The 25,509-nt window shown below is 65.9% G+C and carries 24 protein-coding genes; 21 read left to right on the top strand and 3 right to left on the bottom strand.

From position 1 onward, the window contains the following. The first annotated feature begins 80 nt into the window (after positions 1-80). Both ACQZF9_RS07825 and ACQZF9_RS07830 read left to right on the top strand, forming a co-directional pair. Positions 81-476, top strand: coding sequence for a PA2779 family protein (locus ACQZF9_RS07825; RefSeq protein WP_428312681.1), 396 nt, complete (start codon positions 81-83; stop codon positions 474-476). A 101-nt stretch (positions 477-577) separates the two neighbouring features. Beyond that, positions 578-1,465 carry a PA2778 family cysteine peptidase gene (locus ACQZF9_RS07830; protein WP_428312682.1) on the top strand — a complete coding sequence of 296 codons (888 nt, stop codon included), beginning with the start codon at positions 578-580 and terminating at the stop codon, positions 1,463-1,465. 79 nt (positions 1,466-1,544) lie between these two features. Here the strand turns inward: ACQZF9_RS07830 and queG are convergent, their stop codons facing one another. Then, the gene (queG, locus tag ACQZF9_RS07835; RefSeq protein WP_428312683.1) at positions 1,545-2,609 is read right to left on the bottom strand and encodes a tRNA epoxyqueuosine(34) reductase QueG; all 1,065 of its coding nucleotides are present in this window, start codon (positions 2,607-2,609) and stop codon (positions 1,545-1,547) included. Between the two features lie 43 nt (positions 2,610-2,652). Here queG and ACQZF9_RS07840 point away from each other — a divergent pair, with 43 nt between their 5' ends. From ACQZF9_RS07840 to ACQZF9_RS07900, 13 genes are all read left to right on the top strand, one after another. Then, entirely contained in the window at positions 2,653-4,152 is a 1,500-nt protein-coding gene (locus ACQZF9_RS07840) for an NAD(P)H-hydrate dehydratase (RefSeq protein WP_428312684.1), read from the top strand. After that, entirely contained in the window at positions 4,149-4,592 is a 444-nt protein-coding gene (tsaE, locus tag ACQZF9_RS07845) for a tRNA (adenosine(37)-N6)-threonylcarbamoyltransferase complex ATPase subunit type 1 TsaE (RefSeq protein WP_428312685.1), read from the top strand. The genes ACQZF9_RS07840 and tsaE overlap by 4 nt, the downstream gene beginning before the upstream one ends. 129 nt (positions 4,593-4,721) lie before the next feature. Continuing rightward, entirely contained in the window at positions 4,722-6,122 is a 1,401-nt protein-coding gene (locus tag ACQZF9_RS07850) for an N-acetylmuramoyl-L-alanine amidase (protein ID WP_428312686.1), read from the top strand. A gap of 84 nt (positions 6,123-6,206) precedes the next feature. Next, positions 6,207-8,069: a DNA mismatch repair endonuclease MutL gene (gene mutL / locus ACQZF9_RS07855; RefSeq protein WP_428312687.1), complete on the top strand. Its 1,863-nt coding sequence runs from the start codon at positions 6,207-6,209 to the stop codon at positions 8,067-8,069. Positions 8,070-8,226: 157 nt separating this feature from the next. Continuing rightward, positions 8,227-9,144, top strand: coding sequence for a tRNA (adenosine(37)-N6)-dimethylallyltransferase MiaA (gene miaA / locus ACQZF9_RS07860; RefSeq protein ID WP_428313390.1), 918 nt, complete (start codon positions 8,227-8,229; stop codon positions 9,142-9,144). Positions 9,145-9,248: 104 nt separating this feature from the next. After that, entirely contained in the window at positions 9,249-9,515 is a 267-nt protein-coding gene (gene hfq / locus ACQZF9_RS07865) for an RNA chaperone Hfq (RefSeq protein ID WP_428312688.1), read from the top strand. Between the two features lie 20 nt (positions 9,516-9,535). Beyond that, positions 9,536-10,909 carry a ribosome rescue GTPase HflX gene (gene hflX, locus ACQZF9_RS07870; RefSeq protein ID WP_428312689.1) on the top strand — a complete coding sequence of 458 codons (1,374 nt, stop codon included), beginning with the start codon at positions 9,536-9,538 and terminating at the stop codon, positions 10,907-10,909. A 123-nt stretch (positions 10,910-11,032) separates the two neighbouring features. Further along, positions 11,033-12,184, top strand: coding sequence for an FtsH protease activity modulator HflK (gene hflK, locus ACQZF9_RS07875; RefSeq protein ID WP_428312690.1), 1,152 nt, complete (start codon positions 11,033-11,035; stop codon positions 12,182-12,184). Between the two features lie 3 nt (positions 12,185-12,187). Beyond that, positions 12,188-13,057, top strand: a complete 870-nt coding sequence (hflC, locus tag ACQZF9_RS07880; RefSeq protein ID WP_428312691.1) for a protease modulator HflC — start codon at positions 12,188-12,190, stop codon at positions 13,055-13,057. Positions 13,058-13,083: 26 nt separating this feature from the next. Next, positions 13,084-13,278, top strand: coding sequence for a DUF2065 domain-containing protein (locus ACQZF9_RS07885; protein WP_428312692.1), 195 nt, complete (start codon positions 13,084-13,086; stop codon positions 13,276-13,278). Positions 13,279-13,421: 143 nt separating this feature from the next. Continuing rightward, entirely contained in the window at positions 13,422-14,399 is a 978-nt protein-coding gene (locus tag ACQZF9_RS07890; RefSeq protein ID WP_428312693.1) for an ATP phosphoribosyltransferase regulatory subunit, read from the top strand. Between the two features lie 272 nt (positions 14,400-14,671). Continuing rightward, complete coding sequence (locus tag ACQZF9_RS07895; protein WP_428312694.1) at positions 14,672-15,964, top strand: adenylosuccinate synthase; 1,293 nt, start codon at positions 14,672-14,674, stop codon at positions 15,962-15,964. A 314-nt stretch (positions 15,965-16,278) separates the two neighbouring features. After that, a complete protein-coding gene (locus ACQZF9_RS07900; protein WP_428312695.1) occupies positions 16,279-17,142 on the top strand; it encodes a dihydrodipicolinate synthase family protein in 864 nt (287 codons plus the stop codon). Between the two features lie 4 nt (positions 17,143-17,146). On the opposite strand, the gene ACQZF9_RS07905 is transcribed toward ACQZF9_RS07900, so the two are convergent. Continuing rightward, positions 17,147-17,788, bottom strand: a complete 642-nt coding sequence (locus ACQZF9_RS07905; protein WP_428312696.1) for a TetR/AcrR family transcriptional regulator — start codon at positions 17,786-17,788, stop codon at positions 17,147-17,149. A 206-nt stretch (positions 17,789-17,994) separates the two neighbouring features. Here ACQZF9_RS07905 and ACQZF9_RS07910 point away from each other — a divergent pair, with 206 nt between their 5' ends. Both ACQZF9_RS07910 and ACQZF9_RS07915 read left to right on the top strand, forming a co-directional pair. Then, a complete protein-coding gene (locus tag ACQZF9_RS07910; RefSeq protein ID WP_428312697.1) occupies positions 17,995-19,614 on the top strand; it encodes a hypothetical protein in 1,620 nt (539 codons plus the stop codon). Then, on the top strand, positions 19,611-21,020 hold the full coding sequence (locus ACQZF9_RS07915) for an FAD-binding oxidoreductase (protein ID WP_428312698.1): 1,410 nt from the start codon (positions 19,611-19,613) through the stop codon (positions 21,018-21,020). The genes ACQZF9_RS07910 and ACQZF9_RS07915 overlap by 4 nt, the downstream gene beginning before the upstream one ends. A gap of 106 nt (positions 21,021-21,126) precedes the next feature. Here the strand turns inward: ACQZF9_RS07915 and ACQZF9_RS07920 are convergent, their stop codons facing one another. Then, a complete protein-coding gene (locus ACQZF9_RS07920) occupies positions 21,127-22,041 on the bottom strand; it encodes a dialkylrecorsinol condensing enzyme (protein ID WP_428312699.1) in 915 nt (304 codons plus the stop codon). Positions 22,042-22,280: 239 nt separating this feature from the next. On the opposite strand from ACQZF9_RS07920, the gene ACQZF9_RS07925 reads away from it, so the two are divergent. The 4 genes from ACQZF9_RS07925 (at position 22,281) to ACQZF9_RS07940 (ending at position 25,500) form a co-directional block, all read left to right on the top strand. Beyond that, complete coding sequence (locus ACQZF9_RS07925) at positions 22,281-22,979, top strand: SDR family NAD(P)-dependent oxidoreductase (RefSeq protein WP_428312700.1); 699 nt, start codon at positions 22,281-22,283, stop codon at positions 22,977-22,979. Between the two features lie 561 nt (positions 22,980-23,540). Continuing rightward, positions 23,541-24,161, top strand: coding sequence for an energy transducer TonB (locus ACQZF9_RS07930; RefSeq protein WP_428312701.1), 621 nt, complete (start codon positions 23,541-23,543; stop codon positions 24,159-24,161). Between the two features lie 60 nt (positions 24,162-24,221). After that, positions 24,222-25,064 carry a MotA/TolQ/ExbB proton channel family protein gene (locus ACQZF9_RS07935; protein ID WP_428313391.1) on the top strand — a complete coding sequence of 281 codons (843 nt, stop codon included), beginning with the start codon at positions 24,222-24,224 and terminating at the stop codon, positions 25,062-25,064. Between the two features lie 4 nt (positions 25,065-25,068). Next, the gene (locus tag ACQZF9_RS07940) at positions 25,069-25,500 is read left to right on the top strand and encodes an ExbD/TolR family protein (protein WP_428310399.1); all 432 of its coding nucleotides are present in this window, start codon (positions 25,069-25,071) and stop codon (positions 25,498-25,500) included. Positions 25,501-25,509: the final 9 nt, after the last annotated feature.

Here is a 25,509-nt window from a genome sequence, read left to right on the forward strand (position 1 = left end):
AAGAAATAGTTGTACTTACCGAACACGGCGAGCTAGGATTTGTTGAGGTTTCCAGCCAGCGATTTACAAGGGAGTGTTCAATGGGCAACAGAACGAAACTTGGAAGTTTGGTCAGCGGTGTCGTCGTTACGGCGATGCTCGCCGTGTCGTCGTGGGTGCCGGCGAACGCGGCGATGATCACCACCGAGCAGATGGTGGCGACCGATGCCGGCCAGATGCGTGAAGCCCGCGTCGCGCAGGTGCAGGGCTTTCTGGCCCGTGCCGACGTCAAGGATCAGCTGGTGAAGTGGGGCGTCGCATCCGAGATGGCCGACGCGCGTGTCGCCCAACTCAGCGATGCCGAACTCGAACAGCTGTCGATGAAGATCGACCAGCAGCCGGCCGGCGGCGATTTCCTGATCGTGCTGGGCGTGGTGTTCCTGATCCTGATCGTGCTCGAGCTGGTCGGCGTCACCCACGTGTTTTCGAGCTTTTGAAGAGTGAGTCATCGCGGTTGATGCCAGCACGGCGAGCCTTCGGGCTCGCCGTTTTGTTTGGCTGCGTGCTGCTCGCCAGCGGCTGCGCGATGACACCGCGATTGAACAAGCTACCGCTGGCGCCAGTCACTGCACAGCCGCGGCTGGAACTCACGCAAACCCCGTTTTTTCCGCAGGAAATCCATCAATGCGGGCCGGCAGCGCTGGCAACCGTGTTGAATGCCGATCAGGTGGAAGTGACTCCCGAAGCGCTCGCCGACGAGATCTATATCCCGGGCCGCGAAGGCAGTTTGCAATCCGAAATCGTCGCCGCCGTGCGCACTCATCAGCGCATTGCTGTCGCACTGGAGCCGCGGCTCGAGGCGCTGCTGTCGCCCTTGAGCGAAAACAAGCCGGTGCTGCTGCTGCAGAATCTCGGGCTGAAGAGCCTGCCGGCCTGGCACTACGCGGTGGTCGTCGGCTGGAATGCAGACGACAACGAAATCATCCTGCGTTCCGGGCCGAAAAAGCGCGAGCGCCTGTCGCTCGCACGCTTTCTGCAGACCTGGGATCTGGGCGGCCGCTGGGCCGTGGTGATTGCCGATCCGCTGGCGCCGCCGCCGGCCGCGGTGACCGCGCGCGACTGGATCGCCGCGGTCGCACCGCTGGAAGCGCTGAAGCAGAACGAGCGCGCTCTGGCCGCCTACGAATCCGCCGCGACACGCTGGCCCGGTGACGCGCTGGTCTGGCAGGCGCTGGCGAATGCGCGTTACGGACAGAAGGATTTGTCCGGCGCGGAAAAAGCGCTGGATGCGGCGGTCGCGATCGATCCGAGTGCGACGGCGCTGAACAATCTGGCGCAGGTGCGCATTGAGCGCGGCTGTCGCGCGGATGCGCTCGCGGCGCTGGACCAGATCGCGGAGCTGCCGCCGGCGCTGGCGGCGACGATTGCCGACACCCGCAAGTCCGCGATGGAGCTGGCGGCGGCTGGCGACGCGGTTTGCAGGTAGTGCAGCGCGGTATTCGTCGCGGGCAAGCCCGCTCCTACAACAAAAGCGCTGTTGTAGGAGCGGGCTTGCCCGCGACCGCTCAACTCAACTGCCGCTCCAAAGCCCAGAGCACATGCTCGCGCACCACCTCATCGTCGAAAGCCCGCCGCGCATTCAGCGCCGCCACCGTCGCCGCGCTGCGCGGCGCATTGCCCAGCGCCACCGCGATATTGCGCAGCCAGCGCGGATAGCCGGCGCGGCGCAGCGCCATGCCTTCGGTCTTCGCAAGCCACTGCGCCTCGCTCCACGCGAACAGCTCGATCAGCTTGGCCGAGTCGAGTCCATTGCGGGGCGCGAAATCCGGCTCGCTGCTGAGCCGCGCATAGCGGTTCCAGGGGCACACCAGCTGGCAGTCGTCGCAGCCGAAAATGCGATTGCCGATCAGCGGCCGCAGTTCCAGCGGAATCGCGCCGTGATGCTCGATGGTCAGGTAGGAAATGCAGCGTCGCGCATCCAGCCGATACGGCGCGGTGAAAGCCTGTGTCGGGCAGATGGTCAGGCAGGCGCTGCAACTGCCGCAGAGATCGGTGACGGGCTCGAGCACCGACGGCGGCAGCAGCAGGTCGGTATAGATTTCACCGAGAAAAAACAGCGATCCGGCCTGGCGATTCAGCAGCAGCGTGTTCTTGCCGATCCAGCCGAGCCGCGCGTTGCGCGCCAATGCTTTTTCCAGCGCCGGCGCGCTGTCGGTGAGCACGCGATAGCCGTGCTGGCCGATCACGTCATCGAGTTTTCTGCCGAGCTTGAGCAGGCGGCCGCGCATCGTGCGGTGGTAGTCACGACCGAGTGCGTAGCGCGCGATGTAAGCGGCATCGCCATCGGCGAGGTGTGCGCGCGCTTCATCGAGTGAATCCACCCGGTAATCCATGCGCAGGCTGATCACGCTCAAGGTGCCGGGCCGCAGCAGGCTCGGGTCGGCGCGCTGCGCCGGATCGCGCGCCATGTACTCCATGCCGCCGTGTTCGCCGCGCGCCAGCCAGCCCTGCAGATGCGCCAGATCCGCGCCCAGATCCAGATGCGCGACACCGGCATCGGCGAAGCCGAGTTCACGCGCCCAGTCGCGAATCGCCAAGATCAGGGTGGGCAGGGAATCCGCGGCTATCATGTGCGGCGAGAGTGTTGAGGCATGGAATCGTGAGGTCGCTGCCGTGAGCGAAGCTGCCATCGAACAAAGGAGCCAGAACGCGCGCCCACATTTGCGTCCATTGTACGGCGCGGCGCAGGTGCGCGAGATCGACCGCCGTGCGGTAGCCGGCCAGACCAGCGCCGGCTATGCGCTGATGCAGCGTGCCGCCGTAGCGGCCTGGCGCGAACTGCGTGAACGCAAACCCGACGCCGCGCGCATCGACATCGTCTGCGGTCCCGGCAACAACGGCGGCGACGGCTACGCGATCGCCTCGCTGGCGAAGAACGATGGCGTTGAAGTGCGCGTCTGGGCGGTCGGCGAGCCCAGGCCGGGAAGCGAGGCGGCGCTGGCCTGCGCCGCGTGGCGGCAGCTCGGCACGGTGCATCCCTATGCGCCCGGCGTGCTCGACGGCGCCGGCCTGATCGTCGACGCGCTCTACGGCACCGGCCTGTCGCGGGCGCCGGTGCATGCGGCCGCGGTGGCGATCGCCGAAATACGCAGCAGCCGCGCCTGGGTGCTCGCGGTCGACTTGCCCAGCGGCCTGCATGCCGACACCGGCCAGCCGCTGGCGCAGGCGGTGCGCGCCGATCTGACGGTGAGTTTCATCGGCCGCAAATTCGGCCTGTACACCGCACAAGGGCCGGATCACGCCGGCGAGCGCGTGTTCGACTCGCTCGGCATCGACGCGGATGCGGACATCGAATCATTGGCGCATCTGCTCGACGCCAGCGAACTGCGCAGCGCGTTGCCGAAGCGCGCACGCGGCGCGCACAAGGGCGGCAATGGCTACGTGCTGTTGATCGGTGGCGACAGCGGTTTTGCCGGCGCGATCTTGCTGGCGGCGCGCGCGGCGCTGCGCAGCGGTGCCGGCCTGGTCGCGGTGGCGACGCGTGGCGAACACGCCGGCGTGCTCGCCGCCGCGCAGCCCGAGGCGATGTTCCGTGGCGTCGACGATGCGGGCGCGCTGCAGCCGCTGCTGAAAAAAGCCAGCGTGATCGCGATTGGTCCCGGCCTGGGCCAGCACGACTGGGGCCGCGCGATGTGGAGAGCTGCGCTCGAAACCAGGCTGCCGCTGGTGGTCGACGCCGATGCGCTGAACCTGCTGGCACAGACGCCGACCCGCCGCGACAACTGGGTGCTGACGCCGCATCCCGGCGAGGCGGCTCGGCTGCTCGGTCGCGATGTGAAGACGATCGAAGCCGATCGGCTCAAGGCGGCGCGCGCGCTGGCCGATCGCTACGGCGGCAGCGCCGTGCTCAAAGGCGCCGGCACCTTGATCGCCGGCGCCAGCGGCGTTGCCGTCTGCCCGTATGGCAATCCGGGCATGGCCACCGGCGGCATGGGTGACACCCTGACCGGCATCGTCGGCGCGCTGATCGCGCAGCAACTGCCGCCGGAAACCGCGGCGCGCATCGGCGTGCTAGCGCATGCGCGCGCCGGCGATCTGGCCGCGCAGCAGGGCGAGCGCGGCCTGCTGCCGGGTGATCTGATCGACAGCCTGCGCGCGGTGGTCAATCCATGAGCCTGGCGGCGATCAAAAGCGGCGAGCGTTATCTGGCGGACGCGGATGCCACGGCGGCCTTCGGCCGCGAACTCGCCGAGGCACTGCGCGACCAGCGCGGCGCGGTGATCCATCTGCGCGGCACGCTCGGTGCCGGCAAGACCACACTCGCCCGCGAGCTGCTGCGCGCGCTCGGCGTCACCGGCACGATCCGCAGCCCGACTTACACGCTGATGGAGCCTTACGAGCTGCCCGAGCGGCGCGTGCTGCACATGGATCTGTACCGGCTCGACGCCGCCGATATCGAGCAGCTCGGCCTCGACGACTATCCGCCGTCGGAGACGCTGTGGCTGGTCGAATGGCCGGAGAAAGGTGGCGCCGGCATGCCGAAAGCTGACCTGGATCTGCAGCTGATCCCGATGGGCGAGGGGCGCAAACTGCAGATTTCGACCGCCGCCTGAACGAAATGCGGGCGTCGCCAGACTTCACATGAGGTAGTGGCGCTATCTAGATGTGTCGGTTAAGAAAAATATCTTGCCTTAGATAAATCATCAGGCTATCTTTGCCGCGTCCCGACTGTGGGAGCGGTCATGCGCTCGTTGGTTTTCCTTTTGTTGATGTTGCTGCTGCCATCGGCGATGGCGGCGGAGCTGCGCGAGCTGCGCGTCTGGGACGGCCCCGAAAGCACCCGCGTGGTGTTCGATCTGAGCGCGGCCGCCGAGCACAAGATGTTCACGCTGGCCAATCCGGACCGCGTCGTCATCGACATCGCCGGTCTGAGCAAGGCCAGCGCCGCGATCGTCGCGCGCGCACAAGCCAAGGGACTGGTGCGCAAGCTGCGCGCCGGCCCGCGCGACGACGGCTCGATGCGCGTGGTGCTCGACGTCGGCAGCGGCGTGACGCCGAAGAGCTTCGACATGACGCCGAACGAGCAGTACGGCAACCGCCTGATCGTCGAGCTCTACGGCCGCACGCCGACGCTGGAGGAAATCAGCGGCGGCGCCAAAATCAACGAGTCGGCGAGTGCCGAAAGCAGCGCGGCCGTTGCGGCCTTCTCCAACCCTGCTTCCATGTCGACGACGCCGGCTGCGACGGCCAAGGTCGAGCAGGCCGCGGTCGCGGTGACCAAGGCGCCGCCGGGCCTGCCGGTGCGCTCCAAACTGCCGCCGGCCGGCGACATCCAGCTCGCGCCCAGCATCAACTTCGTCGAAAAGCCGATCGTGATCGCGGTCGACGCCGGCCATGGCGGCGAAGATCCGGGCGCGATCGGGCGCGGCGGCCTGCAGGAAAAGAATGCCTCGCTGGCCATGGCGCGGCGCCTGGCCAACCTGATCAACCAGCAGCCCGGCATGAAGGCGGTGCTGACGCGCGACGGTGACTACTTCATCGATCTGCGCGAGCGCACGGTGCGTGCGCGCAAGGCGCAGGCCGACATGTTCGTGTCGATCCACTGCAATGCCTACAAGGATCGCAACCTGCGCGGCAGCGCGGTCTACGTGCTGTCGGATCGCGGCGCCACCAACGAGCAGGCACGCTGGCTCGCGCACAAGGAAAACTCTGCGGATCTGGTCGGCGGTCTCGATCTCGGCGCCAAGGACAACGAACTCGCCGCGGTGCTGATCGATCTGTCGCAGGCCTCGTCGATGGAAGCCAGCTTCGATGTCGGTGGCCGCGTGCTGCAATCGCTGGCCAAGGTCAATCCGCTGCAGAAGCCGGTGGTGCAGCAGGCCGGCTTCATGGTGCTGAAGTCGCCGGACATCCCCTCGCTGCTGGTCGAGACCGCGTTCATCACCAACGACCAGGACGAGAAACTGCTCGGCAGCCCGGCGTATCACGACCAGATCGCGCGCTCGGTGCTGGAAGGTATCCAAGGCTATTTCAAGAGCTATCGTCCGCATCAGCAGCAGCCGCAGATCGCCGAAGAAAAGCCGCGCCTGCAGAAGGTCGCCAGCAACAAGCGCAGCGCGCGCAGCAAGCCTCAGGTCGACTGATCACCGACGATGAAAACGCCCCGGCGATCCGGGGCTTTTTTATGTCTGCTGTATCCTTGCGCTGCCCCCTTGCAGAGCCGCGCCGTGCCCATCCGACTGCTCCCCGATTCCCTGGTCAACCAGATCAAGGCTGGCGAAGTCGTCGAGCGCCCGGCGGCGGTGATCAAGGAACTGGTCGAAAACGCACTCGACGCCGGTGCCACGCGCATCGAGGTCGAAGCCGAGCAGGGTGGCCTCGGCCTGATCCGGGTGCGCGACGACGGCCACGGCATCGCCCGTGAAGAACTCGCACTGGCACTGGAACGTCATGCGACCAGCAAGATCCAGAGCCTCGACGATCTCGAGGGCGTCGCCAGCCTCGGCTTTCGCGGCGAAGCGCTGCCGAGCATCCTGTCGGTGTCGCGTATGAGCCTGACGTCGCGCCGCGCCGATGACGCACATGCCTGGAGCGTCGGTGGCGACGGCCTGCTGCGTGAGCGCGAACCGCAACCGGCCGCGCTCGCCGGCGGCACTGTCGTCGAAGTGCTGGACTTGTTCTTCAACACACCGGCGCGGCGCAAGTTCCTCAAGAGCGAGAGCACCGAGTTCCGGCATATCGACCTGGCGCTGCGGCGCCTGGCACTGGCGCGCCGCGATGTGGCGTTCGCCTGGAAGAACAACGGCAAGCGCGTGCTCGATCTGCGCGCGCTGAGCGTGCAGTCCAATGGCGAAGAGCGTGTGCGCGAGGTCTGCGGCGCGGACTTCATCGCCAACGCTTTGCATATCGATGAAGAGCGCGGCGGCATGCGCCTGCACGGCTGGGTCGGGCTGCCGAGTTTTTCGCGTTCGCAGGCCGATCTGCAGTATCTGTATGTGAATGGCCGTGCGGTGCGCGACCGCCTGCTCGGCGCCGCATTGCGCCGTGCGTTTGCCGACGTGCTGCATTCGACGCGCTATCCGGCGTTCGTGCTGTATCTGGAAATCGATCCGCGCGGCGTCGATGTCAACGTGCATCCGCAGAAAACCGAAGTGCGTTTTCGCGATTCGGCGCGTGTGCACGAAATGCTGTTCGGCGTCGTCCATCGTGCGCTGAAAGACCTGCGGCCCGATCCGGATCAGCATCACCGCATCGGCGGCAGTGACTTCGGCGCCGCCGCGGCGCCGGTGACTTTTGGCACCCAGTCACGCCTGGCTTACACAATGTCGCCAACGATGTCGCCGTCGACGCGGCATTGGGGCATCTCCGAGTCATCGCCTTCGAATGGCATCGCCGGCACCGGCTGGCCGCTGCTGCATACGCCATCGGCCAGCGACGACGGCGCGGCGCCGCTGCCGGTGCTGCCGGTGCTGCCGAAGTTCGGCGTGCCGGGCGAGGCGGCGCGCGGCGAAGGTCCGCTGGGCCAGGCGATCGCGCAACTGCATGGCATCTTCATCCTCGCGCAGAACGAGCGCGGCATGATCCTGGTCGACGCCCATGCCGCGCACGAGCGCGTGCTCTACGAGCGGCTCAAGCGCCAGCTCGCCGAGGGCAGCATTCCGTCGCAGCAGCTGCTGGTGCCGACGATGCTTAGGCTCGCCGAGGATCAGGTCGAAACGCTGGAAGCGCGCCGCGCCGCGCTGCGCCAGTTCGGCCTGGAGTTCGATCGCGTCGGCCCGACCTCGATCGCATTGCGCGCGGTGCCGCCGCTGCTCGCCGGTGGCGACCTGGAAGCGCTGCTGCGCAGCCTGCTCGATGATGAAAGCGAGGCGCATGTCGACGAAGTGCTGAACGCCCAGGAACGCGTGCTCGCCGAGATGGCCTGCAAGGCCGCCATCAAGGCGCATCGCGTCTTGAACCTGCACGAGATGAACGCATTGCTGCGCGACATGGAGCGAACCGAGTTCGCCAACCAGTGCAACCACGGCCGTCCGACCTGGGTGCAGCTTGAGATGCACGAGCTGGATCGGCTGTTTCTGCGCGGGCGTTGAGTGTCTTGCTTCTGCGATCTTCAACTGAACTCCGTTCCTCCCGAGTAGACGCGCTCCGCGCGGCGTATCGAGGGACCGGCGCACTGTGCGCGATCCCTCGATACGCCCATTGCATGGGCTACTCGGGAGGAGCGGGGTGCAGTCAGATCTCGCAGACATGAAGCGGCCGCCGCTACTGATCATGGGCGCGACCGCGTCGGGCAAGACCGGGCTGTCGCTGGCGCTGGCCGAACGCTACGACTGCGAGATCGTCAGCGTCGACTCGGCGCAGGTGTATCGCGGCATGGACATCGGCTCGGCCAAGCCCGACGCGGCGACGCTGGCCAAAGTGCCGCATCACCTGGTCGACATCCTCGATCCGCTTGAGGCCTATTCCGCCGCGCGCTTTGCAACCGACGCGCTAAGGCTGATTGCCGACATCCAGTCGCGTGGCCGCATGCCGCTGCTGGTCGGCGGCACCATGCTGTATTTCGGCGCGCTGACCCGCGGCCTGTCCGATCTGCCGACGGCCGATCCGCAAGTGCGCGCGCACCTCGAAGCCGAGGCCGCGCGCATCGGCTGGCCGGCGATGCACGAGCGCCTGCGCGCGCTCGATCCGCTGACCGCGGCGCGCCTGCATCCGAACGACCAGCAGCGCATCCAGCGCGCGCTCGAAGTCGTGGAGCTCAGCGGCCGCACGATGGGCGAGCATTTCGATACGCGCACCGCGATACTCGCGCCGCCTTATCTGAGCGTGGTACTGGAATCGCCGGATCGCGCGCGGCTGCATGCGCGCATCGAGCAGCGCTTTCACCAAATGATGGAGCAGGGTTTTCTGGATGAAGTGCGGCGGCTGTACGAGCGCAGCGATCTGCATCTGGAGCTGCCGTCGTTGCGTGCGGTCGGCTATCGCCAGCTGTGGTTGCATTTGCTTGGACAGTCCACATATAGCGAAGCAGTGGAGCAGGGCATCGCGGCCACGCGCCAGTTCGCCAAACGCCAGCTGACCTGGCTGCGCAACGAGACCGCTTTGCGCTTCGACCCGGACGATTCCGGGATGCTCGATAAAGTGGTTCAGCAGATCCAGGCAATCTAGATTGCTTTCATGCCGTGAACGCGTGATAGACTTTTGTCAAGTCTCGCTGCTGGGCTCGGTATTCGGGCGCTGTCGGGATGGATAACAAAATAAAGGAAGCAACGATGTCCAAAGGTCATACGTTACAAGAACCGTTTCTCAACGCCCTTCGCAAGGAGCGCATCCCGGTTTCGATCTATCTGGTCAACGGCATCAAGCTGCAGGGCCAGATCGAATCCTTCGACTCGTTCGTGGTGCTGTTGAAGAACAGCGTCAGCCAGATGGTCTACAAGCATGCGATTTCGACCATCGTGCCGGCACGCCCGGTGCGGGTCTATGACCCCAGCGAGGGTGAGCCGGCCGAAGAAATGCCGGGCAATACCACGAAGTAATTTGATAAGTAGCGAGCACATTGGCTTCAACCACCACTTTTGACCGATCGCCGCAGCGTCAGAAGGCGATCCTGGTTCATCTCGACATCCACAGTTCGGGTGGCAGTTCGGGTAGTCAGTCGGCCACCGGCCATGCCGGTGCGTCCGACTACGACAGTGATCAACGCGAATTCGAAGACCTGGCCCGCTCGGCCGGAGCCGACGTGCGCGCCATCATCGGCGGCTCGCGCCAGCGGCCCGACGCCGGCCTCTACGTCGGCAGCGGCAAGGCCGACGAAGTGGCCGCGGCGGTCGCGGCCGACGAGGCGGATCTGGCGATCTTCAATCACGACCTGTCGCCCAGCCAGGAACGCAATCTCGAGAAAATCCTGAAGTGCCGCGTGCTCGATCGCGCCGGCCTGATCCTGGACATCTTCGCCTCGCGTGCGCGCTCGCATGAAGGCAAGCTGCAGGTCGAGCTGGCGCAGCTGCATCATCTGCGCACACGCCTGGTCCGCGGCTGGACCCACCTCGAGCGGCAGAAGGGCGGCATCGGCATGCGCGGCCCGGGTGAATCCCAGCTCGAAACCGACAGACGACTGGTCAGCGAGCGCATCGACACGCTCAAGCGCCGCATCGAGGAAGTGCGCAGCCGCCGTGCGCAGAACCGCGCCGGCCGCCGTCGCAGCGAAATCCCGACGGTGTCGCTGGTCGGCTACACCAACGCCGGCAAGTCCAGCCTGTTCAATGCCTTGACCGGCGACGACAGCTTCGCTTCGAATCAGTTGTTCGCCACGCTCGACACCACGGTGCGCCGCATCGACCTGCCCGAAGGCGAGCCGGCGGTGCTGGCCGACACGGTCGGCTTCATCCGCGACCTGCCGCACGACCTGATCGCCGCGTTCCGCGCGACGCTCGAGGAATCGCGCGAGGCCAGCCTGCTGCTGCACGTGATCGACGCCGGCGACGGCGAGCGCATGGCGCGCATCGAGCAGGTCAACCAGGTGCTGACCGAGATCGAGGCCGACGGCGTGCCGCGGCTGCAGGTGTTCAACAAGATCGACCTGCGCGAGGACGAGCCGGCGCGCATCGAGCGTGACGACGACGGCGTCGCGGTGCGCGTCTACGTCTCGGCGCGCGATCGCCTCGGCCTGGACCTGCTGAAGACCGCGATCGGCGAGCGCCTGCGTCCGGGCGTGCCGGATTTCGAGATCGTGGTGCCGCCGCAGGCGGCGCGGCTGCGCGCCCAGCTGTTCGAGCTGCGCGCGGTGCGCGGCGAGAGCGTCGACGACGAGGGCGCGGCGCACCTGAAAGTCAGCCTGCCCTACGAGCGGCTGCGCGGTCTGTGCGTGGCGGCCGGCGTGACACCGCCTCCCGAGCCACGCGTGTTTGAGGAATGGGAAACCGCAACCTAGAATCGCGGTCCCTATAGCGCTTGAGCCATTTATAGAGCTGCCCGGGTCTTGCGACCCCGAGAGCCGGCCCCATCTACGGCATTACTAATTTGTATCACTGCGTAACACCACACTGGAGTATCAATGGCTTGGAATGAGCCTGGGCCGAATCGCGACCCCTGGAATCAGGGGCCTGGCGGCGGTAAGCGCGGTGGCGACGGCCCTCCGGATCTCGACGAGCTGCTGCGTCGGCTCAAGGCGCGTCTCGGCGGCAAGAAGGGTCCGCGTCCGGCTTCCGGCGGCGGCTCCGGTTCCGGCCTGCCCAAGGGCGCCATCGGCCTGGGCGTCGCGGTGATCGCGGCGCTGTGGCTGTTCACCGGCTTCTACGTGGTCGACGAGCAGGAGCGCGGCGTCGTGCTGCGTTTCGGCGAGTACAGCAAGACCACGCCGCCGGGCTGGGGCTGGCATGCGCCGTGGCCGATCGAGACCAAGGAGCTGGTCAACGTGACCCAGGTTCGCCAGGTCAACGATCGCGCGACGATGCTGACCAAGGACGAGAACATCGTCGACGTCGAGCTGACCGTGCAGTACCGCGTGTCCTCCGCCGAGCAGTACCTGTTTTCGGTGGACGATCCCGACATGACGCTGCGCCAGGCGACCAAGTCCGCGGTGCGCGAAACCGTCGGCCGCAGCGAAATGGACTTCATCCTGACCGAGGGCCGCCAGGCCGTCGCCGACCGCACCAAGCAGCTGCTGCAGGACCGGCTCGACGCCTACAAGTGCGGCCTGATCGTCACCGAGGTGAACCTGCAGCAGGCGCAGCCGCCGGAAGCGGTTCAGTCCGCGTTCGCCGATGCGATCAAGGCGCGCGAGGATCAGCAGCGCGTCAAGAACGAGGCCGAGGCTTACGCCAACGACCGTCTGCCGCGCGCGCGCGGCGCGGCGGCTCGTCAGCTGGAAGAAGCCCAGGCCTACCGCGACCAGGTGGTCGCGCGCGCCGAAGGCGATGCCTCGCGTTTCAGCCAGTTGGTGACCGAATACCGCAAGGCGCCGAAAGTCACGCGTGACCGCATGTACCTGGACACGATGACCCAGGTGCTGTCGGGCAGCAGCAAGGTGCTGGTCGACAGCAAGCCGGGCAATAACCAGATGCTGTATCTGCCGCTGGAACAACTGCTCAAGGCCGTGCCCAAGACCGACGAGGCGCCGGACTATTCGATGCCGCAGGGCCTGGCTGGCCGCAACGGCACCGCGGTGCCGACCGATCCGTCGCGCACGCGCGACCGGGGGCGCTAACACATGAAGAATTCACAGATGTTGGGTATCGCGGTCGCGGCGCTGGTGCTGCTCGGCCTGGTCAGCTCGTTCTTTGTCGTCGACCAGCGCGAGCGTGTGGTGCTGTTCCAGTTCGGCGAAATCCAGGGCACCGACTATCCGGCCGGCCTGCATTTCAAACTGCCGTTCATCCAGAACGTGCTGCGTTTCGACGGCCGCATTCTGACGCTCGACAATCAGACCGAGAATTTTCTGACCGTCGAGAAGAAGAACGTCGAGGTCGACTACTACGTGAAGTGGCGCATCGCCGACACCACCGCGTACTACCGTTCCACCGGCGGCCAGGACATCGTGGCGATGGATCGCCTGTCGGCCATCATCAACCGCGGCCTGCGCGACCAGTTCGGCTCGCGCACGGTGCAGCAGGTGGTGTCCGGCGAGCGTGACGAGATCCTGCAGTCGCTGCAGAAGAACGCGGCGGACGCGGTCAAGGACCTCGGTATCAAGCTGGTCGACGTGCGCGTCAAGCGCGTCGATCTGCCCAAGGACGTCAGCGATTCGGTCTACGAGCGCATGCGCGCCGAACGTACCCGCGTCGCATCCGACCTGCGCGCGCGCGGTGCCGAAGAGGCCGAAAAGATCCGTGCCGAAGCCGACCGCGAGGCGCAGACCTCGCTGGCCAATGCCTATCGCGACGCCGAAAAACTGCGCGGTGAAGGCGATGCCAAGGCCTCGGAAATCTACGCCGCGGCCTACGGCCAGGACCAGGAGTTCTACAACTTTTACCGCTCGCTCGGCGTGTATCGCGACGCCTTCGGCAAGGGCAAGGACATCATGGTGCTGCAGCCCGAGGGCGAGCTGTTCAAGTACTTCAAGAAAGATTCCGCGCCTTAAGCAATCGAGCGCGGAATCGACAGCTCGTGTGGGAAGAGATCGTTCGGGCGGTGGCGCTGCTGTTGGTGATCGAGGGCGTGATGCCTTTTCTGTCACCGCGGCGCTTTCGCAAGTCGCTGCTGAACTTCGCCAGTCTGGAAGACCGCTGGATGCGCCTGATGGGCCTGGTCAGCATGGTCGCCGGGCTGCTTTTCCTGCAGCTGGTGCTGCAGTCCAACTGAGCCGGGCGTTCACGCCGCCGGGCCGTCATGCCGCCGTAACTGGCAATGACAGTCCGGGACGAGGACAATAGCGCCCGCCGAAGGCCGGGCACGCCGCCCGCGCTCCGCCCGATTCCCAACTTTTACCGCAACCCAATCCGATCATGGCCATCAAACGCTGGATGCTGCCCGATGGCATGGAAGAAGCGCTGCCGCCGGTGTCCTGGCAACTCGAGGACCTGCGCCGCAAGCTGCTCGACCACTATCGCGCGGCACGCTACGAGCTGATCTTCCCGCCGATGATCGAGCACCTGGACGCGCTGCTGACCGGCGCCGGCAGCGACCTCGAGCAGCAGATCTTCAAGTTCACCGATCCGAGCAGCGGCCGGCTGCTCGGCCTGCGCGCGGACATGACGCCGCAGGCCGCGCGCATCGCGGCGCGCCGCTATGCCGACGAAGACTCCGTGCGCCTCTGCTACCTGGGCACCGTGCTGCGCGTATCGCCGGACAGCCAGGGCGGCGCGCGCTCGCCGCGCCAGGTCGGCTGCGAGCTGTTCGGTGAGCCCGGCATCGAGGCGGATTTCGAAATCCTCAAGCTGATGCTGGAGACGATCCAGCTGGCCGGCGTCGGCGGCGTGCATCTGGATCTGGGCCACGTCGGCATCTACCGCTCGCTGGCCGCCAAGCTGGCGCTGGACGAGGACGAGGAAGCCGCGCTGTTCGACATCCTGCAGCGCAAGTCGCACCCGGATCTGGCCGAGTTCGCCGCCAGCAGCAAGCGCCTCAACGGCCTGGCGCAGACCTTCTCGGCGCTGATCGATCTGAACGGCGACGTCGCCGTGCTCGAGCGCGCGCGCCAGACGCTGGCGGGCGAGGGCATGGCCGAGGCGCTGGCGACGCTGGAGCAGGCTGCGGCCGAACTGCAGCGGCGCTTCCCGGACGTGCCGATCCACGTCGACCTGGCCGAGCTGCGCGGCCTGAAGTACCACACCGGCCTGGTATTCGCGGCTTTCGTGCCCGGCCACGGCCGCGAAATCGCCCGCGGTGGGCGCTACGATGGCGTCGGCCACGAGTTCGGCAGGCCGCGTCCGGCGACCGGCTTTTCCGCCGACATGAACGAGTTGATCCGACTCGGTGCCTGAGCGTTTCAGGCGTCGAATCCTTGCGCCGCTGTGGCGCGTGTGGCTGTAACACAACGATGGTAGAGAACGCACATGGGTAAATCAGTAGTGATCATCGGCGCCATGAGGCCGCGTCTCGACGCGGCCGCGAAACAACGCGGGCTTCGCCCCGCTGGGCGCCAGGAGCTGAACCATGGGTAAGTCAGTGGTCATCATCGGCGCCATGAGGCCGCGTCTCGACGCGGCCGCAAAACAACGCGGGCTTCGCCCCGCTGGGCGCCAGGAGCTGAACCATGGGTAAGTCAGTGGTCATCATCGGCGCCCAGTGGGGCGACGAGGGCAAGGGCAAGGTCGTCGATCTCTTAACCGATCGCGCGCAGGCCGTCGTGCGTTTCCAGGGCGGTCACAACGCCGGCCACACGCTGGTCATCAACGGCATCAAGACCGCGCTGAACCTGATCCCCAGCGGCATCATGCGGCCCGACGTCGCCTGCCTGATCGGCAACGGCGTGGTGCTGTCGCTGCCCGACCTGATCAAGGAGATTGAGAAGGTCGAGGCCACCGGCGCGTCGGTGCGCGGCCGCCTGAAAATCTCCGAAGCGACGCCGCTGGTGCTGCCGGTGCACGCCAAGCTCGACAAGGCACGCGAGATCGCCCGCGGCGAAAACAAGATCGGCACCACCGGCAAGGGCATCGGCCCGGCCTACGAGGACAAGGTGGCGCGCCGCGCGGTGCGCGTCGGCGACCTGTTCCATCGCGACCAGCTCGCCGCCAAGCTCGGCGAGCTGCTGGCCTACCACAACTTCGTGCTGGTCAATTACTACAAGGAAGAGCCGGTCGACTTTCAGACCACGCTCGACGATCTGCTGCGCTACGCCGAAGTGATACGGCCGATGGTGGCGGACGTCACCGAGCTGCTGCGCCTGCACATCAAGCGCGGTGACAACGTGCTGTTCGAAGGCGCGCAGGGCGCGCTGCTCGACGTCGATCACGGTACCTATCCGTACGTGACTTCGAGCAACACCACCGCCGGCGGCGCCGCCACCGGCAGCGGCGTCGGCCCGCGCAACCTCGACTACGTGCTCGGCATCGTCAAGGCCTATGCGACGCGCGTCGGCAGCGGCCCGTTCCCGACCGAGCAGGAAAACGACATCGGTCAGCACATCCGCGACAAGGGCCAGGAATACGGCACCGTCACCAAGCGCCCGCGCCGCTGCGGCTGGTTCGACGCGGTCGCCGCGCGTCGCTCGATCTTCAACAACAGCGTCACCGGCCTGTGCGTGACCAAGCTCGACGTGCTCGACGAGCTCGACGTGATCCGCATCTGCGTCGGCTACCAGCTCGACGGCAAGCCGGTGGAAGTGCCGCCGATCGGTGCCGAGGGCTTCTCCAAGATCGAGCCGATCTACGAGGAGCTGCCGGGCTGGAAAACCAGCACCTACGGCATCACCCAATACGCGGATCTGCCGGAGACCGCGCGCAAGTACCTGGAGCGCGTGCGCGAAGTCACCGAAACCGAAATCGCGATCATCTCCACCGGCCCGGATCGCGAGCACACCATCGTGATGCACAATCCGTTCGACTGAGTTGGTGCCTCGTCGTCGGTAACGAAAGCCCCTGGATTCCGGGGGCTTTTGCGTTGGGCCGGGATTGTGTCGCCGGCATCCGGCTGGGTAGAATCGCCGCATGTCCGTCGCTAGCTCCGCACATCGCCCCGCAGCCGCCCAGCCGATGCTGAGCCGCCTGCCGTGCGCGGACTACAAAAAACTCACGTCCTCCTGACCGGGGCGTGTGGCCCCGTCAGGCAAGCTGACGGGGAGAACTGCATCGACCGTTTCTGAATCCTCATCCGCAAGCCTGACCGTCTGACCGGTCTTCACTTGTATGGAAGGGATTTGAAATGCGTTCTTTTGCCGGTATCTGGATTCCACTGGTTACACCATTCCAACGCGATGGCGCCGTCGATCACGCGGCGCTGTCTTCGCTGACCGCGAGGCTGCGGCCCGACATCGCGGGATTCGTCGTCTGCGGTTCGACCGGCGAGGCGCACGCGCTGGACGAGTCCGAGCAGTTGGCGGTGCTCGACACGGTGCTCGCGGCAGCAGGCGATACACCCGTCGTGATGGGCCTGGGCGGGCCGCATCGAGCGCATCTGCACCAGCAGTTGTCGACGCTGAGCAGCCGGCGCCTCGCCGGTCTGCTGATTGCGCCGCCTTACTACGTGCGGCCGTCGCAGGCGGCGATCGTCGACTACTTTCTGGACCTGGCCGATCGCGCGAGCGACCCGATCATCGCGTACAACATTCCGTATCGCACGGGCGTATCGATGGACTTTGCGACGTTCGAGCAGATCGCGCGTCACCGCAACATCCAGGCGGTCAAGGATTGCGGCGGCAATCCAGCGCTGACGATGGACCTGATCACGCGTACGCCGCTGCAGGTTCTTGCGGGCGAGGACGCCAATATCCTGACGACGCTGTGTGCCGGCGGCGTCGGCGCGATCGCCGCGTCCGCGCATCTGTTCCCGCAGCGATTCACCGCGATCCATCGGCTGATCCTCGGCGATCGGATCAGCGAGGCGCGCACACTGTTTCATGGACTCTGGCCGCTGATCCAGGCCTTGTTCGACGAGCCCAATCCCGCCGGCATCAAGGCCGCGCTGGCAAACAGCGGGCTGATGCAAGCGCACTGTCGAGCGCCGATGGCCAGCGCCTCGCCCGCGCTCGATCAAAAGCTCGCCGGCCTGCTGCAGCAGCTGCAGTAGCCGGCTACTCGCTCTTGCTCGCCGCGAACGTGATCGCCAGGAAGATCGTCTCCAGGTCGCGTGCCTGCACGTAGTCCATGCCGGTCTGGAAGCGCACCGTCGACAGGCCGTTGATGTGGGCGATCAGGTGGGCGGCGATGTTGTCGGCGCTGGCGCGCAGTTTCTCGCCCCTGGCCAGCGTCGAGCTGCTGATCATGCCGGCGAAATCCGTCAGGATCTTGCGCGACAGCAATATCAGCCGCTTCTCGATTTCCGGCCGGCTCAGCGCGATGGTCTGCACGACGAAGAACAGGCTTTCGCCGGCATTGGACTGATCCTTGGGCCGCGAAACGGCGACGGCGGCGGCGAGCCGTTTGATGTTGGCGCGTAGCGGGCCGCCGGCTTTGAGCTGAGATAGCAGCAGCTTGCTGATTTCTTCCAGCGTGACCGTCCACAGCTCAAAAAACAGCGTCTGCTTGTCGCCGAACAGCGAATAGATCGGCATGCGCGAATAGCCGGCATGCGCGGCGACGTCGTCGATGGTGACGGCCTCGTAGCCTTTCTCGCAGAACACCGCCCAGGCCGATGCCAGCAGTTCGCGTGAACGCTCGGCGTTCTGCTCGACGCGCGTCAGGCGGACTTTCTTGATGCTGCTGCTCGTGCTCATCTGGGGGCGGGCTCACGGCGGCTTGCGATGCAAAAAAAGATACCATATATTGCAATACACAATGTATTAATAAACACCGAATTTACTATTAAGCGGCGTATCGCGGGCAAGAGGAGAAGGCTCATGATGCCGGTCAGATGGAATGCCGACACCAGCGCGCGGGCGTCATCGGCATGCACGCCAGCTAAGACTTTTGACAGGCCTCAATGAAATCCGAACCGGCTTCGCGTTATCAACTGTCGCTGCAAGAGGCGGCGACGTGCCGGCTGAGCGATGTCGAGAGTCTGCAGGTCGGCACGCGATCGGTGACGGTGGCGTTGCCGGCGGATTATCAAAAGAACAAAAGGAAGCGCTATCCCTTGCTGCTGGTGCTGGACGGCGGCGACCAGCTCGGCTCGGTGATCGAAATGAGCCGGCTGATGGCGCAGACGCGCGAGGTGCGGCCGACGATCGTCGTCGGTATCACGGTCTCGGCGTCGGAGCTGATCGATAGCGGGGCGATGGCGCAGCGCGTCGACGCCGTGATCGCGGCCTGCGACGCGCGCTATCGCAGCGAGCGCGGCGCGGCGATCGTGTTCGGCCATGCGGCAGCGGGCCGTTGCCTGCTGCAGTGGTTGGCGGCAGCGGCGGTGCAGGCGCAGCGCTTCATCGTCGCCGGTCCGGATTCGTTGCCGGCGATGGCCAAGGGCGCGGGCCGCGCTTCGGCAGGCGCGCGTCGCTTGGTTTTGTGCACGTCGCCGCAGGGTGTCGACGGCAAGCCGCTGAATGTGGTCGCCGCCGAAATCGCCGACGCCTGCGCCGGTTTGCAGATCACCCGCTTCGAACTCGACGACCTCGACGTGCTGGTCGGATCACTGGCCTGCGGCCTGCGCCAGCTGATCGCAACCGGGCTCAACTACGGTGATGAAGTGCTGGCGATGCGCAGGCCGCTGATGATGTACGCGATGCGCGCCTTGTCACCCTTGCTCGGCCGCCTCACAGCGAAGCCGCCGCAGGCCGTCGTCGACGACACGCGCTATCGGCTGCATTCGGCGAAGCTGTCGCGCGACTTCGAGATCTTCGTCGCGATGCCGCGGTCAGCGGTGCTCGATCCGAGCCGGCGTTATCCGGCGCTGGTAGTGCTCGACGCGAATATCGAATTCAGCATCGTCGCCGAAACCGCGTCGCGCATGGCGGCGCAAGCGCAGACCGAGGAGCTGATCGTGATCGGCATCGGTACGCCGCGCGCGGAAGGCATGGTCGCGTTCGGTTTTCGCCGCTTCGAGGAATTGTCGCCGCCGATCGATGGCTACGACTACGGCGACGATCTGGGCCGCATCTTCCGTTCGCTGTTCTCGATGCGCGGCCAGGACGCGCGTCAGCGCCTGGGGCGTGCGCCGGACCTGCTGGCGTTCATCGTCGACGAGTTGTTGCCGCATCTCGCCGCGCTGCCGATCGACACAACGCGCATGGGCCTGCTCGGCCATTCCGCCGGCGGGGCGTTTGTCGCCTACGCGCTGTCGCAGCCGACGTCGCCGTTCAAACACTATGTCGCGATCAGCCCGGGCATCGGCATCAGCGGCTGGTGGTTGATGAAACAGCCGCCGTCGGCGGCGGTCGCCGGACGCAGTGCGGTGCTGAGCCTGGGCAGCGAGGAACTGCTCAACGGCTTCAACAACGTCGCCGGCATTCAGGATACCGAGGCCTATTCGCAACGACTGCGCGCGCCGGGCAACATGGACGTCGCGTTCCGTTGCTTCGACGGCGAAACCCACAGCACGATTTTCCCGCGCGCGCTGGTGTACGCGCTCGCGACCCTTTATCCCGAAGCCGGAGCCGGCAGATGACGACGCCACATCAATCGATCTTCGACGCACTGAGCGCCGCGCTGGGCAGTGACGCGGTGCTGGACCCGGGCCGCGTCGCCGATCGCGCGACCAGTTACTGGAACCCGGCGCCGATGCAGGCCGCAGCGCTGGTGCGGCCGCGCACGACGGCCGAACTCAGCGCGGTGCTGAAGCTGTGCAACGAACGCGGACAGAGCGTGGTCACGCACGGCGGCCTGACCGGCTGCGTCGAAGGCGCGATCAGCGATTCGCGCGACGTGATCGTGTCGCTGGAGCGGATGAACGCGATCGAGGAGATCGACAGCATCGGCCGCACGGCGACGGTCCAGGCCGGCGTGGCGCTGCAGAAGCTGCAGGAGACGGTGCGCGAGCAGGGCCTGTATTTTCCGCTGGATCTGGGCGCGCGCGGTTCCTGCACGATCGGCGGCAATGTCGCGACCAATGCCGGCGGCATCAACGTGATCCGCTACGGCATGATGCGGCAGCGGGTGCTCGGCCTGGAGGCGGTGCTGGCCGACGGCCGCATCGTGTCGTCGATGAACCGCATGCTGAAGAACAATGCCGGGTACGACCTGAAGCATTTGTTCATCGGCAGCGAAGGCACCCTGGGCATCGTCACGCGGGTCATCGTGCAACTCGAAGAGGCACCGAGCAGCCGCAACAGCGCCATGCTCGCGCTCGACAGTTTCGCCCAGGTCACTTCGTTGTTGAGGCATGTGCAGAAATCTCTTGGCGGCAAGCTGTGCGCGTTCGAGGTGATGTGGGGGCAGTATTTCCACACTGTCACCGCGCCCGGTTTTCACCGCGCGCCGATGGGCCGTGATCACGCCTTCTACGTGATGCTCGAAGCCGAAGGCGCACAGCCCGAGGCCGATCAGGAAGGCTTTCTGGCGACGATGGAGCAGGCGCTGGAACAGCAGATCGCCGCCGACGTCGTGATCCCCGGCTCGGAGACCGAGCGCCGCGCCCTGTGGGAAATCCGCGAAAACTTCCAGGCGCTGTACGAGCACAAGCCGATCTTCCTGTACGACGTCAGCCTGCCGATCCGCGACATGGACGCCTACATTCGCGAGGTGCAGCAGCGGTTGAAAGCGCGCTGGCCCGACAGCATCTGCAACGTCATCGGCCACATCGGCGACGGCAACCTGCATCTGTTCGTGCACCCGGGCACCGAAGGCGAGGGCCTGCACAAGCTGGCCGACGATGACGTCTACCTGCCGCTGCAGGCGATCGGCGGCTCGATCTCCGCCGAGCACGGCATCGGCACCGAAAAATGCGCGCGCCTGCCGATCTCGCGCTCGGCCATCGAGATCGAGCTGATGCGCACGCTCAAGCGCACGCTCGACCCGGGCGGCATCCTCAATCGCGGCAAGGTCGTCGCGTTGCAGGCGGCCGACGCGGCGTGATCGCGGCGGCCCCGTCATTGGGTCGATGTCAGCGCGAGGCCGGGGCGCCGGTCCCGCTGCGAGCGCCTCGGACCGGATGTCGGTCGTGCCCGCGCTGAGCGGCTGCTCAGCTGCCTTCGAGGTAGCGCGTCTGCTTCGGCAGCCAGCGTTTATAGGCGGCCGACATGCGCACGCCGACCAGTACCAGCAAGGTCACCGGGATCACCGTGCAGATGCCGATGCCGAGCATCAGCGCGAACACGCCGAGCAGCGGCACGCGCAAGGGCGAGCCCTGCTTGCCGGCCAGCCGGATCAGCCGCGCGCCGAAGCGGAAGCCGCGGATCGCGACCTCCTCGACCAACAGGTATTTCTGCAGCACGAAGGCGCTTTCGCGACCGTCGAGCACCGGCTCGCCGCGCGCCAGCCGGCCGTCGAGCAGGCCGGCCAGCAGCTGGCGGCCGTAGCGGCTGGAGTCGGCGATGTCAGCCTCGGAGACACCGGCCGGCGACAGCACGCCCTTCCAGACTTCGCGCTTGCCGGTCAGCAGCCAGACCGTGACCGTGATGAAGGTTTCGGCACGCGTGCCCTGGTCTTCGCGGACGATATTGCCGGCGAAGCGGCCGCCGGCCTGTTCGATCAGCTGGCGGGTGACTTCCTGGCCCTTGAACCACATGTTGCGGCAGCCGATCACCGTGACCACCGGCGTATCGCGCAGTACGCTGGCGTATCCAGACTTCAGGAAGCCAGTGGCAGGCGACGATGGCGACAGGTACCAGGTCTGGTAGCCGAACACGACCAGGTCGTATTTCACGCTGGGGTCGAAGCCGGGCAGCTCGATCTCCGGCGGGTCGAGCATCACGCATTCCGGAAACTGATCGAAGAAGCGGATCACCGGCCACGGGAACGGGTAGGGCTTGACCGGCTGTATCGGCTGGAAATGCACCTCGACGTCGTCACGCTCGAGGAAAGGCGACAAGGTCGAGCGAACGATCCTTTCGAGCTGGCCGGTCTGGCTGTAATACAGGGCCAATACTTTTTTCATGGCGGGGGCGGGCGTCGGGCGTACACAAGAGATGCCATTAGAGCGCAATTAGTGCGCCATGGCTGCCCCGCCCCCACGAAAAGACAGGGTGCGGGTCGGCCTCCCCTCGGCCGACAATCCAGGGTCGCCGTATGCCGGCGCGGCGCCGGCAGCGGGCGTCGACCGGTCGAGTCACAAATCAACAGGAGTGTTGATATTGTATTCTTCTCCCGGTCCAGCCGAATCCAGATGGAGCCCCCATGCTTTTGAGCGGAAAAGTAGTTGCCGTCACCGGTGCCTTCGGCAGTCTCGGCCGCGAAGTGGTCAAAGCGGCGATCGCGGCCGGCGCGCGTGTCGCGGCGATCGATCAGGCGGCCGCGCCGGCTGAACCGGGTTCGCTGCGCGAAGCCGCGATCTATGGCGGTGTCGACTTGACTGATGCGGTATCGGCCAAAGCCTCGCTGGGCAAGCTGGTGTCCGATCTCGGCCGTCTCGACGCGCTGGTCAATATTGCCGGTGGATTTCGCTGGGAAACCCTGGAGCAGGGTTCGCTGGACAGCTGGGATCTGCTGTACCGGCTGAACGTACGCACGGCCGCAACCGCAGCGCAGGCAGCCTTGCCGCACCTGATCAAAAGCGGCGCCGGCGGCCGCATCGTCAACATCGGCGCAGCCGGGGCGATCAAGGCCGCGGCCGGCATGGGCGCTTATGCGGCATCCAAGGCCGGCGTCGCCAAGCTCACCGAGGCGCTCGCGGAAGAGCTGAAAAATCACCGCATTACCGTCAACGCGCTGCTGCCCAGCATTATCGATACGCCGCCGAACCGACAGGCGATGCCCGATGCGGACTACTCCAAGTGGGTGCAGCCGGCAGAGCTGGCCGCGATCATCGTGTTCCTGCTGTCGGCCCAATCTCAGGCCATCACCGGCGCGCTGATCCCGGTTACCGGCGGGGTTTGAGCGGTTCGCGGTCAGCGGTGTTATTCCTTTCGATGCTGCCCTCAGGCGGTATCGATCGCAAACTTGGTAAATGCGGTAGTAAATCGAACGTCCGTAAAGTGCGGTGGTCGAAGTTCGAGTATCCTGCCGGCCCCGGCACGCAACAGGGACAGTTGTGTAGCTAACGTTTTGGGCTGGTTGTGCTGGTAATAGGCAACGATGTTGACGTTTAGTGGTTTATAGGTACGATACAACGACGCCGTCCACCAGTTTCGATTAAAACGAACGGCGAGTGATTCAGGTGCGATTCAGAAAAATGTGGCAAGTCGGACGCAGCTTCGAGAACCGCGTTGCGCCGCGCCACTGATCCAAAATGACCACCATGGAACTTGCCGTTCCGTGGACTCGAGGAGAGTCAAAGCTGCGATGACCCTATGGCCGGCTGATGCTCCAGGTGCGATCCACTGGGCTTATTGCCGGGCCATGCCTCGTCTCCCTGTTGCCATGTCGTGTCGCAGCCATTGCGCGCCGATCATTCGCGCCTGCTGCACGCCCGCAGTCCTTATCTGAGTTGGAGGTTTTGTGGAGTTCGGAAAGCGGCAGGATTCTAGTCGTCGCCTCGTCGGCCTCATCGGTGTGGTGTTGTTTCACGTGCTGCTGGTCTGGGGGCTGGTGAATGGTCTGGCGCGCAAGGCGATCGAGCTGCTGCCGGCGCCGATCGAGACCAAGATTCTGGACGAAGTGAAGAACGAGGAGCCGCCGCCGCCGCCTCCGCCGCCGCCGAAGCTGGACATTCCGCCGCCGCCGTTCATTCCGCCGCCGGAGATCAACATCGCGACGCCGCCGCCGCGGGCGAGCACGATCACCACGACGACGGTGGCGCCGCCGCCGAACGTGGCACCGGCACCGCGGCCGGCGAACAACACCAAGGCACCGGTGGTCAAGGCCAAGGCCTGCAAGGAGCCGGATTATCCGGCGGTATCGGAGCGCCTCGGCGAAGCCGGCTCGGTGACCTTGATGCTGCTGGTCGGTGTTGACGGCAAGGTGACCGAGAGCAAGATCCAGACGTCGAGCGGATTCGATCGTCTGGACAAGGCGGCGCAGCAGGCGCTGTCGCGTTGCAAGTTCGAGCCCGGCACCGTGGACGGTGTTCCGCAGCCGGCCTGGGCGCCGTTGAAGTACACGTTCCGTCCCGCGCGTTGATGCATTCGTTGTCTAACGTATAAAGCCCAGCACCCGATTCCGAGGAGATTGTCGATGTCGATGCAAAACCTGAAGTCCGCCGTCATGGCTGCGATGCTGGCGCTGGTCTGCGCTGTTGGCGGCGGCGTCCTGAGCAGCAGCCCGGCCTACGCGCAGGATCCGGCGCCTGCCGCGCCGACAACGGAAGCCGCGCCGGCCGAAGCGCCGCTGGCCGAAGCGAAAACCGAGAGTGTCGAGAACCCCTACGGCATCGGCGCGTTGTGGAAGCAGGGCGACTTCGTCGCGCGCTTCGTGCTGATCTCGATGCTGATCATGTCGGGTGCGACCTGGTACATCATGATCGTCAAGTTCATCGACCAGACCAAGCTGATGGGCCAGGCGAAAGCCGCCAACGCGACGTTCTGGAAAGCCCGCTCGGTGCCCGACGGTGTCAATTCGCTCGCCGCCGGCAGCCCGTTCTGGTACATCGCCGACCGCGGCGTCTCCGCACAGAATCACCACGAAGGCACGCTGGTCGAACAGATCGACCTGAGCAGCTGGGTGACGATGAGCATCAATCGCGCGGTGGATGAAATCCAGTCGCGCCTGCAGGGTGGCCTCGCGGTGCTCGCCACGGTCGGTTCCACCGCGCCCTTCGTCGGCCTGTTCGGCACGGTCTGGGGCATCTACCACGCCTTGACCGCGATCGGCATCAGCGGCCAGGCCTCGATCGACAAGGTCGCCGGTCCGGTGGGCGAAGCGCTGATCATGACCGCCATCGGTCTGGCCGTCGCGGTGCCCGCGGTCATGGGCTACAACTGGCTGGTACGTCGCAACAAGGCCGGCATGGAAGCGGTCCGCGCTTTCTCGGCCGACCTGCACAGCGTGCTGCTGTCGGGCTCGCGCGTCGGCGACAAGGCCTGATCCGATGGGCATGAACATCGGCAGTGAAGGATCGGGAGACGAAGACGAAGTCGTCTCCGCGATCAACACCACGCCGCTGGTGGACGTGATGCTGGTGCTGCTGATCATCTTCCTGATCACGATCCCGGTGGTGACGCAGACGATCCCGGTGAAGCTGCCGAACGAGCGCAACCAGGCGCTGCAGACCAAGCCCGAGAACATCACGATCGTGGTGGACAAGGAAGGGAACATGTACTGGAACACGCAGGCGATCCCGGACGTGAACACCCTCCTTGAAAAGCTCAAGGTCGAGGCGGTGAAAGTGCCGCAGCCGGAAGTGCACATCCGCGGCGACCAGACCGCACGCTACCAGGCGATCGGCACGGTGATGGTCACCTGCCAGCGAGCGGGCATCGCCAAGATCGGCTTCATCACCGAACCGCCGCCGCGAGGCTGAAGCAAAACG

The organism is Hydrocarboniphaga sp., assembly GCF_965279055.1.
GTDB lineage: Bacteria > Pseudomonadota > Gammaproteobacteria > Nevskiales > Nevskiaceae > Hydrocarboniphaga.

Excerpts from the sequence above, each read along its gene's own strand:
- ACQZF9_RS07825 (WP_428312681.1), top strand. The coding sequence starts at position 81 with ATGGGCAACAGAACGAAACTTGGAAGTTTGGTCAGCGGTGTCGTCGTT.
- queG (WP_428312683.1), bottom strand. The coding sequence starts at position 2,609 with ATGATAGCCGCGGATTCCCTGCCCACCCTGATCTTGGCGATTCGCGAC.
- tsaE (WP_428312685.1), top strand. The coding sequence starts at position 4,149 with ATGAGCCTGGCGGCGATCAAAAGCGGCGAGCGTTATCTGGCGGACGCG.
- ACQZF9_RS07850 (WP_428312686.1), top strand. The coding sequence starts at position 4,722 with ATGCGCTCGTTGGTTTTCCTTTTGTTGATGTTGCTGCTGCCATCGGCG.
- miaA (WP_428313390.1), top strand. The coding sequence starts at position 8,227 with ATGAAGCGGCCGCCGCTACTGATCATGGGCGCGACCGCGTCGGGCAAG.
- hfq (WP_428312688.1), top strand. The coding sequence starts at position 9,249 with ATGTCCAAAGGTCATACGTTACAAGAACCGTTTCTCAACGCCCTTCGC.
- hflK (WP_428312690.1), top strand. The coding sequence starts at position 11,033 with ATGGCTTGGAATGAGCCTGGGCCGAATCGCGACCCCTGGAATCAGGGG.
- hflC (WP_428312691.1), top strand. The coding sequence starts at position 12,188 with ATGAAGAATTCACAGATGTTGGGTATCGCGGTCGCGGCGCTGGTGCTG.
- ACQZF9_RS07890 (WP_428312693.1), top strand. The coding sequence starts at position 13,422 with ATGGCCATCAAACGCTGGATGCTGCCCGATGGCATGGAAGAAGCGCTG.
- ACQZF9_RS07895 (WP_428312694.1), top strand. The coding sequence starts at position 14,672 with ATGGGTAAGTCAGTGGTCATCATCGGCGCCCAGTGGGGCGACGAGGGC.
- ACQZF9_RS07900 (WP_428312695.1), top strand. The coding sequence starts at position 16,279 with ATGCGTTCTTTTGCCGGTATCTGGATTCCACTGGTTACACCATTCCAA.
- ACQZF9_RS07905 (WP_428312696.1), bottom strand. The coding sequence starts at position 17,788 with ATGAGCACGAGCAGCAGCATCAAGAAAGTCCGCCTGACGCGCGTCGAG.
- ACQZF9_RS07910 (WP_428312697.1), top strand. The coding sequence starts at position 17,995 with ATGAAATCCGAACCGGCTTCGCGTTATCAACTGTCGCTGCAAGAGGCG.
- ACQZF9_RS07915 (WP_428312698.1), top strand. The coding sequence starts at position 19,611 with ATGACGACGCCACATCAATCGATCTTCGACGCACTGAGCGCCGCGCTG.
- ACQZF9_RS07920 (WP_428312699.1), bottom strand. The coding sequence starts at position 22,041 with ATGAAAAAAGTATTGGCCCTGTATTACAGCCAGACCGGCCAGCTCGAA.
- ACQZF9_RS07925 (WP_428312700.1), top strand. The coding sequence starts at position 22,281 with ATGCTTTTGAGCGGAAAAGTAGTTGCCGTCACCGGTGCCTTCGGCAGT.
- ACQZF9_RS07935 (WP_428313391.1), top strand. The coding sequence starts at position 24,222 with ATGCAAAACCTGAAGTCCGCCGTCATGGCTGCGATGCTGGCGCTGGTC.
- ACQZF9_RS07940 (WP_428310399.1), top strand. The coding sequence starts at position 25,069 with ATGGGCATGAACATCGGCAGTGAAGGATCGGGAGACGAAGACGAAGTC.